Here is a 15486-nt window from a genome sequence, read left to right as displayed (position 1 = left end):
AGGTACGTGTTGCGGCGGCGCTACAGAATTGTCATTCCTCTCCCGCGAGCGCCGCATCGAGAACACGGCGGACCGCCTCAATCTCGGGCGCGATGCGGATCGGGCGATTCGCCCAGGCCGGCGGGGGTTCGGTCTCCTGGTGCATCGTCTGCAGAATTCCGGGGTCCTTGAGGACGTGCCCGGTGAGGACGCCGACCACCCGCTCGCCCGGCCGGATCACCCCCTCCGCCCGGAGCTGGCGAATCCCGGCAAGGGTGGCGGCACTGGCCGGCTCGCACCCCACCCCGGCCGCATCGATCGCCGCCTTGGCCGCCAGGATCTCCGCATCGGTGACCGAGCGGACCACGCCATGGGTGGCTCGGATCGCTCGAACCGCCCGGTCGTAGCTGGCCGGCGCGCCGATCTTGATGGCGGTGGCGACGGTATGGGCCGCCATCGGGACGAGCCGATCGAAGTCCCGGGCAAACGCCTGGGCAAACGGCGAGGCCCCCTCCGCCTGGATCGCCGCCAGCCGGGGCAGCCGCGGGATCAGCCCCCACTCGTAGGCCTCCAGCAACGCCTTCCCGAATGCCGCCGTGTTGCCGAGGTTGCCGGCCGGGAGGACGATCCACTCCGGCACGTCCCACGCGAGCTGCTGCAGCATCTCGAGGACGATGGTCTTCTGGCCCTCGAGGCGAAACGGATTGATCGAGTTCAGCAGGTAAATGCCCAGCGCCTCACTCGCGTGCTGCACCAGTTGAAGGCAGGCGTCAAAGTCCCCCTCGACCAGCAGCGTCTGTGCGCCGTAGGCCAACGACTGGGTCAACTTGCCGAGGGCGATCTGCCCCTCGGGCACGAAGACGAGTGCCGGCAGCCTGGCCTGTGCAGCATACGCGGCGAGCGAGGCGGACGTGTTGCCGGTCGAGGCGCACGCCACCGCTCGGGCGCCGATCCGCTTCGCCTGCGTGACGCCGACCGTCATGCCGCGATCCTTGAACGACCCCGTCGGGTTGTGTCCCTCGTGCTTCAGCAGCAGCTCATCAACGCCGGCGAACGCGTCGAGTGCAGTGCGCGTGATCAGCGGGGTGTTCCCCTCAGGGTGGGTGACGGCGACATGCGCGGCCGTCGGCAGCACCACCTCGGCGAACCGCCAGACGCCGGACGCGGTGCGGCTGGGCCGCGCGCAACACGCCGCATCGAATCGCGCGCGGATCGCGCGGGCGTCGCCCAGTGGCGCCGTATGCACGATGGCGAGCAATCCCCCGCAGGCGCGGCACCGCGGCGCGGCATCGCGCTCGTCGTACTCCGCGGCACATGCGTCGCAGCGCTGCCAACTCTGTCGGACCTCGCTCACAGCTCCCTCGCTCCCTGAAAGTCCACCTCGGCCACCCGTCCGCTCGTCGGCATCCCGGCTGCTGCGTAGGCCCGTTGCATCGCGTCGAGGACTCGCGCTCCGATGATGTCGTCCTCGACCAACGCGAAGGCGGTTGGGCCCGCGCCGCTGATCGAGCCGCCCAGGGCGCCCGCGATGCGTGCGGCACGCTGCGCCTCCTCGAAGCCCGGCAGCAGGCGGCGTCGCGCCGGCTCCGCGATGCGATCATCGAGCCCGCGTCCGAGCAATTGCAGGTCGCCGAGACAGGCGCCGGCCACCATCGCCGCCACGTGTGCCGCTTGATGCAATGCAATGTCACGAGAAACGTCTGCCGGCAGGACCGCGCGCGCATCGCGCGTATTGAGGCGCTGCTCCGGCTGCACGAGTACGACGCGCAGCGACGCGGGGAGGGGAAGTTGCACGACATCCATCGGCTCGACGCTGCGCACCAGGACCAGGCCGCCGAGCAGCGATGGCGCCAGGTTGTCGGCGTGGCGCCCGGCGACGCTCGCCTCGGCCTCCATCGCACACTCGAGCAGCGCGTTGCGGTCGAGCCCGGCCCCACAGAGAAGGTTCGCGGCCACCGCGCCGGCGACCGCCGAGGCGGCGCTGCCACCTTGGCCGCCGGAAAGCGGCAATCCCTTGGTGATGTGCAGGGCGATCCCGCCAGCAATGCCGGCACGACGCACCACTGCCTGCGCCGCGATCGCCGCGGTGTTGCGCGTGGGATCGGTCGGGAGGTCGGGGTGTCCGGCATCGCGCACCACGATGCCGCGCCCCTCGGACCATTCGGCGCGCACCGTGTCACCCGCGCCGGCAATCGCGAGGCCGAGGATGTCGAGGCCGGGGCCGACATTGCCGACCGACCCAGGCGCAAAGACCGAGACCGACTCGCGGGCCGTCATCCCGCCAATGCCCGCAGGTCGGCGAGGACCCCTGTTGCGGTGACCTCGGGGCCGGCGCCGGGGCCGGTGATGACGAGGGGCGAGTCGTGATAGCGGTCGGAGGTGATCACCAACTGATTGGCGGCACCGCGGAGCTGGCCGAGTGGTGATTCGCGCGGGACCGCGCGCAGGCCGACCTCGATGCTGGTCGGCGTGACCGCCGCGACATAGCGCAGCGCGGCGCCCTCGGCGCGTGCCGCCGCGGCGCGTTCGGCCCACCAGGCGTCGTCGCGTGCGAGGCCACTCAACCACTTCTCGACGGAGAGCGACGCGCCCCGGCGCACCAGCGACTCCGGCGTGATTGCGTCGAACTCGCGTCGTTGGCCCAACATGCGGCCGAGAATCAGCGCCTTCCGCGCCACGTCGAGGCCGCTGAGGTCGTCGCGCGGATCGGGCTCGGTGTAGCCGCGCGTCAGTGCATCCTGGACGGCGACCGAGAACGGCGTGCCTGCCTCGAGCGCGGAGAGGACCACGCCCAACGTGCCCGAGAGGCAGCCTTCGATGCGTCGCACGCGATCGCCGGTGCCGACGAGTTGTTCGATCGCGGCGATGGTCGGGAGGCCGGCGCCGACGGTCGCCTCGAAGCGGAGGGCGCCCCCTCGTGCAGCGATGACACCCCGCAGCGCCTCGACGTCGGCGAAGGCGGCCGCCAGCGGCTTCTTGTTCGCGAGCACCAAGTCGAAGCCCGCATCGGCGGCGTACTTGAGCAGCGACAGCGTCTCGTCGGCCGTGACGTCGGCGAGGATCGGCCGCACCAGGGCGCGATGCGTGAGGTCGTGGAGCACCTCGCGGGGTGTGCCATGCCGCGCCCCCGGGAGATCGCCGAGCGATCGGCCCTCGCGCTTCGCGGCGGCGATCGCGAGGAGGGTCTCGCGCGACAGCCCCTCGGCGTCGATCAGCGCGCCGCGGCGATCGACCACGGCCACGATGCGCAGTCGCTCGAAGCGCGCCGGATGCGCGGCCAGGAGGTCGAGCACGGCACGCCCGATGGTACCCGCCCCGAGCAACACGACGTCACGGCCGGCACGACGCCGCGGGCGCCCGCCGCCGACCTTGCCGAGCTGGAAGGTGTCGTGAATGCGTCGCAGTCCCTCGGCGGCGGAGCGCTCGTCCACGGCAACCGAGATGTTGCGCTCGCTTGAACCCTGCGCAATCGCCACCACGTTCACGCCACCCTCGGCGAGCGCATCGAAGACGCGCGCCGCGATGCCGGGATGGCCGGCCATGCGCAATCCGACGATGGCGATGATGGCAATCCGGTTGCGGACCTCGACGCCGTTGATCTCACCGGTGCGGATCTCCGCGCGAAAGGCGCGCCGCAACACCTGCACCGCCTCGGTCGACACCGACGCCGGCATGGTGAAGTCGATGGTGTATTCCGACGACGCCTGCGCAATGAGCGAGACCGAGATGCCGGCTTCCTGCAGTGCGGCGAAGGTGCGCGCGGCCATCCCCGGCACGCCGAGAATGCCGGAGCCCGAGATGGTGACCAGCGCCTGGTCGGCCACCGCCGAGAGGGCGCGCACCGGCGAGCGGTCGTCGTCGCGTCGCGCGGAGATCTCCGTCCCGGGCGCGTCCGGCTCGGCAAACGGCCGCACGAAGAGCGGGATGCGGCGCCCGGCGAGCGGCAGCAGCGCGCGCGGGTGCAGCACCTTCGCCCCGTAGTACGCCAACTCGGCCGCCTCATCGAGGTGGAGATGCGGCAGCAAGCGGGCGTCGGGGACCACTCGCGGATCGGCCGTCAGCAAGCCGGGTACGTCCTTCCACAACGTCACCTGCGAGGCGTCGAGTGCCCGCGCGAGCAGAGTCGCCGTGAGATCGGAGCCGCCGCGGCCGAGGGTCGCGGTGCCGTCGTCCGGGGCGCGTCCGAGGAACCCTGGGACGACCGGCAACTCCCCGCGCGCCAGCAGCGGGCCGAGGAGTCGTCGCGCCGCGCGGCGCGTCCCCTCGAGGTCGGGCACCGCGCCGCCATACGGCCCAGCGGTGAGGATCACGTCACCCGGTTCGATCAACGTGGCGGGGTGGCCGGCAGCCTGCAGCGCGGCGGAGACGAGCAGCGCGCTGAGGCGCTCGCCGCGGCCCAGGATGTGGTCGCGGACGCGGGCGGAGGCCTCGCGGAGGACGGCGAGCGACGATGCCAGCGCCTCGAGTTCGTCGGCGGCCGCTTCGATCGGCCCGAGGACAGCCGGGCGCTGTCGTGCCGGGAAGAGCTCGGCAGCCACCTCGTGATGGCGCGCGCGGAAGGCGGCGACGCGGGCGATGGCGCCGTTCGCATCGCCTGCGGTGGCCAGGGTCACGATCTCAAGGAGGAGGTCGGTCACCCCGGCGAGCGCTGAGACGACGACGACGCGGGGGGCTGGGCGGCTCGCAATGATCGAGACAGCGCCCCGGATCGCCGAGGCATCGGCGAGGGAGGCACCGCCGAACTTGTGGACCGACGGGCGTGCAGCGCGAGGTGTCATCTGAACAATCCTGCCCTCGCTCGTGTTGAAAGTCCACGGACCCTCCGGTAGCTTGCCCGGGCGCGCGGCCCCCGGACCGGACGATCAGGTCACTCTACCGCCAGGCGCAGTCCCGCTCCGGAGGAAGGTCTCTACCATGCGTATTGGAGTGCTGAAGGAAGTGGCGCCACGGGAGCATCGCGTGGCCCTGACCCCCGAGGCCGTGGCCAAGTTGATCAAGGCCGGCGCCACGGTGGTCATCGAACGCGGGGCGGGCGACGCCGCCTATTGCCCCGACGCCGCCTACGTGGCGGTCGGGGCTGAGTGCGTCGATTCCGCGACGGCGCGTGGTGCCGATCTCGTCTGCGCGGTGCAGGTCCCAGAGCCAGCCGCGATCGCGGACTGCCGACCCGGCGCAACCCTCGTGGCCCTGGTGGGGCAGGCGGCCCAGGCCAGCCTCACGGCCTGCGCCGAACGCAAGGTGAACCTTCTCGCCCTGGAGCGGGTCCCCCGCATCACCCGGGCGCAGTCGATGGACATTCTGTCGTCGCAGGCGACGGTCGCTGGCTACAAGGCCGTGCTGCTCGGCGCGTCGGCCTCCGCCCGCTTCCTGCCCATGCTCACCACCGCCGCTGGCTCGCTGACGCCGGCGAAGGTCCTGGTGCTCGGCGCCGGTGTGGCGGGCTTGCAGGCGATCGCCACGGCGCGCCGTCTCGGCGCGGTCGTGACGGGATTCGACGTGCGTGCCGCCGCCGCAGAGCAGGTGCTGTCGCTGGGCGCGAAGTTCCTGGCCCCGGAGGCGGTGGCTGGTGATGCGGAGACCAAGGGTGGCTACGCCAAGGAACTGGCGGACGAGCAGCAGCAGAAGGTGCTCGAGGCCGTCGGTGGGGCCGTCACGGTCTCGGATCTCGTCATCTCGACGGCCGCGATTCCGGGCCGTCCTGCGCCACGCCTCATCACTCGGGTCATGGTCGAGAGCATGAAGCCGGGTTCGGTGATCGTCGACGTCTCCGCCGAGACCGGCGGCAATTGCGAGCTGACGGTGCCGGGCGAGACCGTCGTGCACGGCGGCGTCACCATCCTCGGTCCGCTCAACCTCCCGAGCACGCTTCCGCTGCATGCGTCGCAGATGTTCGCGCGCAACGTGCAGACTCTCATCGAGCACCTGCGCAAGGACGGCGAGGTGGTGCTCGACGTGACCGACGAGATCACCGGTGCCATGTGCCTCGTGCACGATGGCTCCCTCCGCTGATGCGAGGCCTCGAATGAACGCCACCACCGTCATCCAGCTCTACGTCTTCGTGCTGGCCGGCTTCGTCGGGTACCAGGTGATCAGCCGCGTCCCGCCCCTGCTGCACACACCGCTGATGTCCGCCACGAACGCGATCTCCGGCATCTCGCTGGTCGGCTCGCTGGTCGCGGCCGGCTCCGGCGACCACCGGATCAGCAACATCCTCGGCTGCATCGCCGTCGCCTGCGCCATGATCAATGTCGTGGGCGGCTTCATCATCACCGACCGGATGCTGAAGATGTTCAAGCGCGCCGACAAGCCCGAAGGGGGCAAGTGATGCGCGAACTCTTCACGCAGGCCACCTACCTCGCCGCCTCGGTCTTCTTCATTCTCGGGTTGCGCTCGCTGGCGCACCCGGACCGCGCGCGCGCCGGGATGAACCAGGCCGCGATCGGCATGCTGCTCGCCGTCCTCGGCACTGTCTTCGTGCAGGAGATCGTCACCTACGAGTGGATCGTCGCCGGCCTGATCATCGGCACGGTGATCGGCGTTCCGCTCGGCACCAAGGTCCAGATGACCGCGATGCCGCAGGTGGTTGCCATCTCGCACGGCTTCGGCGCGCTCGCGGCGACGCTGGTCGGCATCAACGAGTGGATCGTCCTCGACTTCGGGCACAGTGTCTCGTCGGGCACGATGGCCGCCCTCGGCTTCGAGACGCTCTTCGGCGCCCTCACCGTCACCGGCTCGGTGATGGCGTGGGGCAAGCTGCAAGAAGTGCTGCCTGGCCGGCCCATCGTCTGGCCGTTCCAGAACTTCATCAACCTCGCGATGCTCGCCGGGACCTTCGGACTCTTTGGCTGGCTGATCTACGATCCGACCAACGCCGTCGCGTTCTGGGTGATGCTCGGGCTCTCCTTTGCCCTCGGCATCCTGATGGTGCTCCCGATTGGTGGCGCCGACATGCCGGTGGTCGTCTCGCTGCTGAACAGCTACGCCGGCCTCGCGGCCTCCGCGACCGGCTTCGCGATCGGCAACAACGTGCTGATCATCTGCGGCGCGCTCAATGGCGCCAGCGGCCTGCTGCTCTCGATCCTGATGTCGAAGGCAATGAACCGCTCCCTCTCCAACGTGCTCTTCGGGGCGTTCGGCGGGGCGGTGGCATCGAACGCCGCCGGTACGGCCGGCCTGACCGTCCGCAGCACGACGGCCGAAGACGTCGCGGTGCAGCTCGCGTACGCCTCCTCGGTGATCATCATTCCGGGGTACGGCCTCGCGGTGGCGCAGGCACAGCACGTGGTCCGCGAGCTGGGCGAGCTGATCGAGAAGAAGGGTGGCGAGGTGAAGTACGCCATCCACCCGGTGGCGGGGCGGATGCCGGGCCACATGAATGTGATCCTCGCCGAGGCGAACGTCCCCTACGACCGCCTGTACGACATGGACGAGATCAACGACCAGTTCGAGCAGTGCGACGTGGCCATCGTCGTGGGCGCCAACGACGTGGTCAACCCGGCTGCCCGGAGCGACCCGGGGTCGCCGATCTTCGGGATGCCGATTCTCAACGCCGACAAGGCTCGCAGCATCCTGGTGCTGAAGCGGAGCATGAACGCCGGCTTTGCCGGGATCGAGAACGAGCTCTTCTACGACCCGAAGACCGCGATGCTCTTCGGGGACGCCAAGGCCTCCCTCACCAAGTTGGTGGCCGAGATCAAGGCGCTGTAGGGTGGGCTAAGTTGGCGAGATGTAACATTTTCGGGGCCCCGGGCGTCTCCTACTACAAGGCGTCCGGGGCTTCGTCATACCGGTCGGGAACCGAATGGTCCATTCGGTGGTTCAACACAAAGAGCGATAGGGCACCGTTTCACGTCTGAAACCGCGTTCCAAGCCCATGTTTCACAAGATCTTGCAACGATAATTGCGTAAAACGCTTACGGCCGTTAGATTTCTGCGGTTTATTGATGCTTTCGCCTCTCCGGGCCGCTCCACCATATGGGCTGGCCGACCGGAAGGCAGCTGATAGGAGTTCGACGTGACGATTCGTACCCGCGGGAAGCGGCGGTCCCTCCGCCCGGCGCAGATTGCCCGGGCGGTGGATGAAGGGCGCGAGAGCCTCGACCTGTACCTCGACGAGATCTCCCGAGTCCCCCTGCTGAACCGCGAGGAAGAGATGGAACTGGCCCGGCGCGCCTTCAAGGGCGACGTCCTGGCTCAGGAGCGGCTCGCCCGCCACAACGTCCGCTTCGTGGTGTCGGTGGCCAAGAAGTTCCAGAACCGGGGTGTCCCGCTCGTCGACCTGATTGGCGAGGGCAACCTCGGCCTGATGACGGCTGCCCGGAAGTTCGACCCGGATCGCGGCGTCAAGTTCATCTCCTACGCCGTGTGGTGGATCCGCCAGGCCGTGCAGGCGGCGATCGCCCGGCACGGCCGCCCGGTGCGCGTCCCCCTCAACCGCACCGCCGACCTCTCGCGTCTCGGCAAGACGACCACGCTCCTCAAGGAGAAGCTGGGTCGGATGCCGACGACGGAAGAGCTGGCCCGCGCCACTGGCCTGACCGAGGAAGCGGTGCGGTCGTTGTCGTCGCTCAACACCGAAGCGGTGCGGCTCGACCATCCGACGCGGGATGGCGATGGCAACGAGCGGATGGAGCGCTTCGCGCTCGCCGAGCAGGAAGGGACCGACGCGCACACGATGGCGAGCTCGCAGAGCGCCGACATCGAGGCCGCGCTCGACTCGTTGCCGCCGCGCGATGCCAAGGTGTTGCGCCTCTACTTCGGGCTCGACGACGGCCAGCCGCGCACGCTTGAGGAAATCGGTCGGATGATGGGTGTGACCCGCGAGCGGATCCGTCAGCTGCGTGATCGGGCGCTGATTCGGCTCCGCGAAGGGGAGACGGGCGAGAAGCTCAAGGATCTGGTGGTCTGATGCGCCGCCTCTTGGTTGCGGTGGCGCTGATCGCGTTCGCGGCCCCCGTGTCGGCGCAGGCCGCCAAGCCGAGCTTCGTCGGCACCTGGACGATGGATGCGGCGCGTTCCGGAGTCCGAGGGAAGTGCCCTCCCGTCGGCGGTCGTCTGGACGATCGCGCAGCGTGGCGACACGCTGGTCTGGGGCCGCGAGACGACGTACGAGGCGGGCAGTGCGGCGCTGAGCTCGAAGGTCACCGTCGGGATGGACGGCAAGCAGTGGCTCAACAAGGCGCCCCAGCCTGATGGGACGACTCGCGAGGCGAACTACGCGATCAGCTGGGAAGGAGCCACGATGGTCGTGACGATCACCTCCGAGATCCAGGAGATGGCGATCATCCAGGTCGACCGCCTCACCAAGGGCGCGGACGGGGCAACGCTCTCGGTTGCCCGCACCCTCTCCGCCGATGGCGAGGAAGTGGCCAAGGCCACTATGGTGTTCGCAAAGCGCCCCTGATCGCGGACACCAGCCCCGCCAGGTCGACGCCCGCCGCGACGGTCATGTCGGGCGTCACACCACTCACCTCGTTCGTTCCATCGAATCGAATCCGCGCACAATCCGGCATCTTCACCTTGAGTCCGCTGTGGGGCAAGGTGAAGCCGATGCCGCCGTTGGTGTAGCCGCACCCCGCGCCATACGTGCGTTCGCCGACCACGCGCGCCGCGCCCGCATCCCGCAGTGCCACCACGAACTCTTCGCTTGCCGACGCGGTGCCGCCATCCACGAGCAGCACGAGTGGCCCCTGCCACACGCCCTCCTCATAGCGAAAGGCGAGTGGATGGAAGAGGCTCGCCGCGCCTGGCATCTCGCGCGCAGTGGCTGGCAGGTACTCGACGAAGCCGGTGGTGTACCCCTCGGTGGCCAGCTGCGTGCAGGCGTTCGGCAGCGGCGGTCGGAGCCAGAGCGGTCGCCGGTCGCACGGGGTGCGGACGGCCGTGAGCTGGGCGCGCGCACGCACGAGACCACCCTCCACCACTCGGTGCCACGCGGTGTCGGTCGTCGTCGCCGCAGCGGCCTGCAATTCGGCAATCTCCGCCTCGAGCGGGGCGACGTGGTGCCTATGTCGCACGAGCCCCGCGCGATGGCCGAGTAGCGGCTTCGCCGTAAAGAGGCGAGCGGCCGGCGTGACCCAGTCGTTGCCGCCACCATTGCCGCTCAGGTCCACGACGAGTGCCGTCGCGCCCGCCTCCTTGAGCCGGAGAATGCTGCGCGTCAACTCGGCCAGCAGCGAGTCGGAGGTCGCGAGCCAGAGGCGATCCTGGCAGCGCTCCTCGCACCGGGGACCGGCGTCGCCCCTGGTCGCCGCCGGCCAGACTCCTTCGCAGATGGTGCCGAAGCGATCCACTCCAAAGGCATCGATCCTCAGCACGCCGAGGCGATCCGCGCCCTCGCCGATCGTGCCGGTGGCGAAGGCGGCGTCCGTCGTGCCGATCGGTTGGTAGTTGTCGGCCGAGGTGAGCCGGGAGGCGGAGCGATCGTCGCGGTAGCCGAGCGCGGCACAGCCCGCAGCGGCCGTGGCGGTGACCAGCGGCGGCTCGCCGCGGCGTCCGGTGACCACCCGCTCCACCCAGCGCACCGCCGATGGCGTCGGGCGGCTGACCTGATAGTGACCGTCCTTGAAGGCCGCCGCGAAATCGATCAGGGCCGCGCGCGCCGTGCGTCGCGAGCGGGCGTCGCGGATCGCGATCTCGCTGTTGCGATGCAGTGCGACCGGATCGACCACACCCCGGGCCATCTGCCATTCGAAGTTGGCATAGCCGGCCGCGGTCGAGTCCTCGAGCGCCTGCAGGTCAGCGAGGAAGGGGGCAGGATCGTAGGTGACGCGGTCCCACCCGACCCAGCCGAGCGTGGCCACGGCGGCGGGGGCGAGGAGGAAAGCGAGGCGGCGGCGGAGACGACTGGGTCGGGCGGGCATCGGTGGTCCAGGGCCGGGGACCCTTCCGAAACGGACTCCGGCGGCCTCGAGTTTCACGTTGCATCAATGGCACGAAAAGTTCAGCCGCGCGGCGTCTTCCGCCCTCCCCGCACTTTCCGCCAGAGCCCTGACAACAGCCGTCGCGTTGCGGAGGGCCGGGCCCACACCGCCTCGCGGTAGGGGAGGATCTTCTTCTTCGCCGACGGGAGGACCCGTTGCACGTCCGCCGCATCGATCGGGTGGAAGGGCTTGAAGTCGAACGGATGCGACGCCGAGTCCAGGCGTTGGGCCATGATCGCCGGCATCGAGGCGGAGAGTTCCGGCAGCAGTTCGAGCGTGGCGCGGAGGAGTTCGCCGTTCGTCAGCGTCTCACCGAATGAGTAGGGGAGATAGCGCTCCTCGACGAGTTGCCAGAAGGAGGCGGTCGCCGATGAGATATCGACCGCGTCGTACTCCATCGCGGTGCAGATCAGCCCCCAGAGCACATGGCGCGCGCGGCCTTCCATGTTGCGCGTCGGGGATTCCGGCGCCTTCTCCCAGTGCCGCAGGTAGCCACCGTCCATGACGTAGCCGGTCGGGAAGCCGTGTCGCCACATCCGCAGATTGAGCTCGGTCCACTCGCCCCAAAAGCGTCGGCGATGGTTGAAGCCGCCAACATCGCGGAAGAGGTTGGTGTAACCGGCCGCGAGCATTCCCTGCACGGACATGTAGCGGAACTCCGGCGCAATCACGTGCGGCGTCTCGTCGCGCGGTTTGAACAGCACGTCGCTTCCTTCCACGTAGGAGCGCGCACCGACGATGCCCGCGGGCACCGTGCGGAGGGCCGCTTCGAGCGTCGGGAAGAGGTCGCCGTGCACCGTGACGTCGTCATCGACGAAACAGAGCAAGGGCGTCTTGCAGACGTTGAGCTGGAAGTTGCGCCCGCCACTGATCGTCGGGTCGCCGTTGTTGAAGAAGACGTCGCAGGCGTGGCGTTTGGACCAGCCGCGCACCCGTTGTTCGATGGCATCCTGCCCGTCGCGAATCGGCTTGTTGTAGACCACGGTGAGGCGTGCGCCGCCCGGCACCGTGAGCGCGTCGAGCGACTCGATCAGCTGACGGAGATACTCCTCACGCCCCGGAATCGTGAGGGCGGTGATGGTCCAGCGAGGATGGAGCATGTCGGCCCTCCGGCTCCGCGGGGAGCATCGGGGTGGTCGGCAGCAGGGACACCATCTCGGGCCAGCCCAGCGGGCCGAGGTGGGTCAGGAGGACGACGCCGGGAATCGTCGCCAACAGCGGGTGGTGGGTACCGTCCGCCTCGCGGATGGCGAAGCGCTGGTGTGCCGTCGACAGCAGTGAGTGATCATTGGCGCCGTTGCCGATCGCCGTCCACTCGGCGGCGTGCGCGTGGTGCATGAGGCGCGTGGCGGCGCGGCCCTTGTTCCATGCTGCATCGGTGATCGTTGCCCACCGTCCTCCCATGGTAACCCGAATTCCAACATCCGGAACCCCGTGGGCAAACTGTGACGCGGCCTCGGCGGGGATGAGGATACTCGCGAGACGCGCGGGGAGCGGTTGCATCACGGCGCGCACCGACTCACCGAGCGGCAGGGAATCCAGGCGTGCGAGCAGCGTCGCGGTCGTCATGCCGAGCACCTCGACCCGTCCCGACGCGTCCACCACGACCTGTCCGTCCTCCGCGATGCAGGGCACGGCGGGCCAGCCGAGCGCCGCCGCCACGTCGCGGATCTCCTCGACGGTACGACTCGAGGCCAGCACGACGCGATGCGTCGCACTGACCTCGGCGAGGAACCTCGGACTGAGCGGGCACCGTTCCGTCTCGTCCAGCAGCGTGCCGTCGAGATCGGTGACGATCCAGCGCGTGGTCATGCTATCCCTTCGCGAACATCCGCAACACGCGCGGCAGGATGCCGCCATGCTGCAGGTACTCCAGTTCCACCGGCGAATTCAACCGGACCACCGCCTGGAAGCTGGTGACCTTCCCGGTCGCCGCATCCGTCGCCGTGACGGTGACACGCCCGCCCGGCGCGATGCTGCCGACGCCGGTGATGCTGATCACCTCGGTGCCGGTGAGGCCGAGCGACGCCGCGCTCTGCCCCGGCTCGAAGCCGAGGGGCAGCACGCCCATGCCGACGAGGTTCGAGCGGTGGATCCGCTCATAGCTCTCCGCAATCACCGCCTTCACGCCGAGCAGCGTCGTGCCCTTCGCCGCCCAGTCGCGCGACGAGCCGGTGCCGTACTCCTTGCCGACCAGCAGGACGAGCGGCGTACCGACCTTGGCGTACTCCATCGCCGCGTCATAGATGCTCATCACTTCGTCGGTCGGCAGAAAGCGCGTCCAGTTGCCTTCCTTCTCGGGCACGAGGCGGTTCTTGATGCGGACGTTGCCGAAGGTGCCGCGCATCATGACGTCGTGGCTGCCCCGGCGCGCGCCGAAAGTGTTCCAGTCGGGCTGCTCGATGCCGTGCTCGCGCAGGTACTTGGCCGCGGGCCCGTTCTTCGGGATGGCACCGGCCGGCGAAATGTGGTCGGTGGTGACCGAGTCGCCGAGGACGGCGAGGACGCGCGCCCCGGTGATGTCGGTGAGGGTGTGCGCCTCGGGGGCGAGTCCCTGGAAGAACGGCGGCTCCTGCACGTAGGTGGAGCCCGGCGCCCACGCGAAGCGCGATCCGCCCGGCACGTCGAGCGCCTGCCACTGCGCGTCGCCAGCGAAGACCGCCCCGTACTGATTCCGGAAGAGATCCGGGCCGAGGGCGGTGGCAAGCGTCTCGCTGATCTCCTGCGGGGTCGGCCAGATGTCGCGCAGGAAGACCGGCGTCCCATCGTTGCTGATGCCGAGCGGTTCCCGGTCGAGATCGGCGTTGACCCGGCCGAGCAGGGCGAACGCCACCACCAGCATCGGCGACATCAGGTAGTTGGCACGCACCAGCGGGTGCACGCGCGCCTCGAAGTTGCGGTTGCCCGAGAGCACCGACGCGGCGACGAGCGAGTGCTCTTCGATCGCCTTGCCGATCGACTCCGGCAGTGGCCCGCTGTTGCCGATGCAGGTGGTGCAGCCGTAGCCGACGGTCTGGAAACCAAGCTGATCCAGGTACGTCGACAGCCCCGCGCGATCGAGGTAGTCGGTGACCACGCGCGAGCCCGGCGCCATCGACGACTTGACCCACGGCCGGCGCTGCAGCCCCTTCGCCACGGCCTTCTTGGCGAGCAGCCCTGCGCCGACCATCACCGACGGATTGGAGGTGTTGGTACACGACGTAATCGCGGCGATCACCACGGCGCCGTCGTGCAGGTCGAACTGTTCGCCGTCGAGTTCGCAGTCGTAGCTGGTCGACTCGGTCGTGACCGTCGCCGTGGCGCCGCCCTCGTTGCTCCATTCCTGCATCGCCGCCTCGGCCTGGGCCCGCCGCTCGACCGGCACGGTCGGCATCATCAGGCCCGGCAGCGAGGTGGCGAAGTTGCGGCGCAAGTCGGTGAGCGCCACCAGATCCTGCGGCCGCTTCGGGCCGGCGACGCTCGGCACGACGCTGCCCAGGTCGAGCTCGAGCACGTCGGAGAAGTCCGGGTCGCCGGCGTCGGCGGTATGCCACATCCCCTGCGCCCGGCAGTAGGCCTCGACCAGTGCCACCGTCTCCGGGTCACGACCGGTGCGCTCGAGGTAGCGGACCGTTTCGGCGTCGATCGGGAAGAAGCCCATCGTCGCGCCGTACTCGGGCGCCATGTTGGCGAGCGTCGCGCGATCAGCGAGCGGCAACGCCGAGAGGCCCGGACCGAAGAACTCGACGAACTTGTCGACCACGCCGCGCGCACGCAGGCGCTGCGTCGCGGTGAGGACCAGGTCGGTGGCGGTGCAGCCCGGCGGCAGCGTGCCCGTGAGCTTCATGCCGATCACTTCCGGCATCACCATGAAGTAGGGCTGGCCGAGCATCACCGCCTCCGCCTCGATGCCGCCGACGCCCCAGCCCATCACGCCGAGGCCGTTGATCATCGTGGTGTGCGAGTCGGTGCCGACCAGCGTGTCGGGGTAGGCGGTCAGTTCGCCGTACTGGTCACGGAGCTGGATGCACGGCGAGAGATACTCGAGGTTCACCTGGTGCACGATGCCGGTGCCCGGCGGGACCACGCGGAAGTTCTCGAAGGCGCGCTGGGCAAACTTGAGCAGCTGATAGCGCTCGGTGTTGCGCTCGAACTCCAGCGCCACGTTCAGCTTGAACGCCTCCGGAGTGCCGTAGTGGTCCACCTGCACCGAGTGGTCGATGACCAGGTCGCAGGGGACGACGGGATTGATCCGTGCCGGGTCACCACCCATCCGGGCCATCGCATCGCGCATCGCGGCGAGGTCGACCACACACGGCACGCCGGTGAAGTCCTGCAGCACCACGCGCGCGGGCATGAAGGGGATCTCCCCCTTGCCGGCGGCGGCGGGCGTCCAGCCGCCGAGCGCGCGCACATGGTCCTCGGTCACGAAGCCGCGACCCACGTGCCGCAAGGCGTTCTCGAGCAGCACGCGGATCGAGAAGGGGAGGCGATCCAGGTTGATCCCGGCCTGCTTGGCGAAGGCGGGGAGGGAGTGGACCACGGCCGTCTTCCCGCCAACGGTCAGGGTCGTGCGGCTCTGGAACGGATCAGGATGGCTCATATT

The 15486-nt window shown here is 69.4% G+C and carries 12 protein-coding genes; 5 read left to right on the top strand and 7 right to left on the bottom strand.

Features of this window, described 5'->3' with window-relative positions; genetic code table 11:
• Positions 1-31: 31 nt before the first annotated feature.
• From IPG05_04245 to IPG05_04235, 3 genes are read right to left on the bottom strand one after another with little or no spacing between them, the layout of a single operon-like run.
• Entirely contained in the window at positions 32-1333 is a 1302-nt protein-coding gene (locus tag IPG05_04245) for a threonine synthase (protein ID MBK6494302.1), read from the bottom strand.
• Complete coding sequence (locus IPG05_04240) at positions 1330-2256, bottom strand: homoserine kinase (GenBank protein ID MBK6494301.1); 927 nt, start codon at positions 2254-2256, stop codon at positions 1330-1332. The genes IPG05_04245 and IPG05_04240 overlap by 4 nt, the downstream gene beginning before the upstream one ends.
• Positions 2253-4757, bottom strand: coding sequence for an aspartate kinase (locus IPG05_04235; protein MBK6494300.1), 2505 nt, complete (start codon positions 4755-4757; stop codon positions 2253-2255). The genes IPG05_04240 and IPG05_04235 overlap by 4 nt, the downstream gene beginning before the upstream one ends.
• A 136-nt stretch (positions 4758-4893) precedes the next feature.
• Between IPG05_04235 and IPG05_04230 the strand changes: the two genes are divergently transcribed.
• The 5 genes from IPG05_04230 (at position 4894) to IPG05_04210 (ending at position 9382) form a co-directional block, all read left to right on the top strand.
• On the top strand, positions 4894-5988 hold the full coding sequence (locus IPG05_04230; GenBank protein MBK6494299.1) for an NAD(P) transhydrogenase subunit alpha: 1095 nt from the start codon (positions 4894-4896) through the stop codon (positions 5986-5988).
• Positions 5989-6001: 13 nt separating this feature from the next.
• Positions 6002-6304 (top strand): NAD(P) transhydrogenase subunit alpha, encoded by a 303-nt coding sequence (locus tag IPG05_04225; GenBank protein MBK6494298.1) that lies wholly within the window; start codon positions 6002-6004, stop codon positions 6302-6304.
• Positions 6304-7686 (top strand): NAD(P)(+) transhydrogenase (Re/Si-specific) subunit beta, encoded by a 1383-nt coding sequence (locus IPG05_04220; GenBank protein ID MBK6494297.1) that lies wholly within the window; start codon positions 6304-6306, stop codon positions 7684-7686. Before IPG05_04225 ends, IPG05_04220 begins: the two co-directional genes overlap by 1 nt.
• A 313-nt stretch (positions 7687-7999) precedes the next feature.
• Positions 8000-8887, top strand: coding sequence for an RNA polymerase sigma factor RpoD/SigA (locus IPG05_04215; protein MBK6494296.1), 888 nt, complete (start codon positions 8000-8002; stop codon positions 8885-8887).
• A 96-nt stretch (positions 8888-8983) separates the two neighbouring features.
• Complete coding sequence (locus IPG05_04210) at positions 8984-9382, top strand: hypothetical protein (protein ID MBK6494295.1); 399 nt, start codon at positions 8984-8986, stop codon at positions 9380-9382.
• Here the strand turns inward: IPG05_04210 and IPG05_04205 are convergent.
• The 4 genes from IPG05_04205 to acnA form a co-directional block, all read right to left on the bottom strand.
• Positions 9357-10841 carry a hypothetical protein gene (locus IPG05_04205; protein ID MBK6494294.1) on the bottom strand — a complete coding sequence of 495 codons (1485 nt, stop codon included), beginning with the start codon at positions 10839-10841 and terminating at the stop codon, positions 9357-9359. The genes IPG05_04210 and IPG05_04205 overlap by 26 nt on opposite strands.
• Positions 10842-10921: 80 nt before the next feature.
• Entirely contained in the window at positions 10922-12001 is a 1080-nt protein-coding gene (locus IPG05_04200; GenBank protein MBK6494293.1) for a glycosyltransferase, read from the bottom strand.
• A complete protein-coding gene (locus tag IPG05_04195; GenBank protein MBK6494292.1) occupies positions 11952-12713 on the bottom strand; it encodes an HAD hydrolase family protein in 762 nt (253 codons plus the stop codon). The genes IPG05_04200 and IPG05_04195 overlap by 50 nt, the downstream gene beginning before the upstream one ends.
• A 1-nt stretch (position 12714) precedes the next feature.
• Positions 12715-15483: an aconitate hydratase AcnA gene (gene acnA, locus IPG05_04190; protein MBK6494291.1), complete on the bottom strand. Its 2769-nt coding sequence runs from the start codon at positions 15481-15483 to the stop codon at positions 12715-12717.
• Positions 15484-15486 lie beyond the last annotated feature (3 nt).

The sequence above is a fragment of the Gemmatimonadota bacterium genome, assembly GCA_016704275.1.
Lineage (GTDB): Bacteria > Gemmatimonadota > Gemmatimonadetes > Gemmatimonadales > GWC2-71-9 > Palsa-1233.
This window is presented reverse-complemented; position numbering and strand designations above follow the sequence as displayed.

What these genes read in the sequence shown, in the direction of transcription:
- IPG05_04240 (MBK6494301.1), bottom strand. Translation starts at nt 2,256, where the DNA reads ATGACGGCCCGCGAGTCGGTCTCGGTCTTTGCGCCTGGGTCGGTCGGC.
- IPG05_04235 (MBK6494300.1), bottom strand. Translation starts at nt 4,757, where the DNA reads ATGACACCTCGCGCTGCACGCCCGTCGGTCCACAAGTTCGGCGGTGCC.
- IPG05_04230 (MBK6494299.1), top strand. Translation starts at nt 4,894, where the DNA reads ATGCGTATTGGAGTGCTGAAGGAAGTGGCGCCACGGGAGCATCGCGTG.
- IPG05_04225 (MBK6494298.1), top strand. Translation starts at nt 6,002, where the DNA reads ATGAACGCCACCACCGTCATCCAGCTCTACGTCTTCGTGCTGGCCGGC.
- IPG05_04220 (MBK6494297.1), top strand. Translation starts at nt 6,304, where the DNA reads ATGCGCGAACTCTTCACGCAGGCCACCTACCTCGCCGCCTCGGTCTTC.
- IPG05_04210 (MBK6494295.1), top strand. Translation starts at nt 8,984, where the DNA reads ATGCGGCGCGTTCCGGAGTCCGAGGGAAGTGCCCTCCCGTCGGCGGTC.
- IPG05_04205 (MBK6494294.1), bottom strand. Translation starts at nt 10,841, where the DNA reads ATGCCCGCCCGACCCAGTCGTCTCCGCCGCCGCCTCGCTTTCCTCCTC.
- IPG05_04200 (MBK6494293.1), bottom strand. Translation starts at nt 12,001, where the DNA reads ATGCTCCATCCTCGCTGGACCATCACCGCCCTCACGATTCCGGGGCGT.
- IPG05_04195 (MBK6494292.1), bottom strand. Translation starts at nt 12,713, where the DNA reads ATGACCACGCGCTGGATCGTCACCGATCTCGACGGCACGCTGCTGGAC.
- acnA (MBK6494291.1), bottom strand. Translation starts at nt 15,483, where the DNA reads ATGAGCCATCCTGATCCGTTCCAGAGCCGCACGACCCTGACCGTTGGC.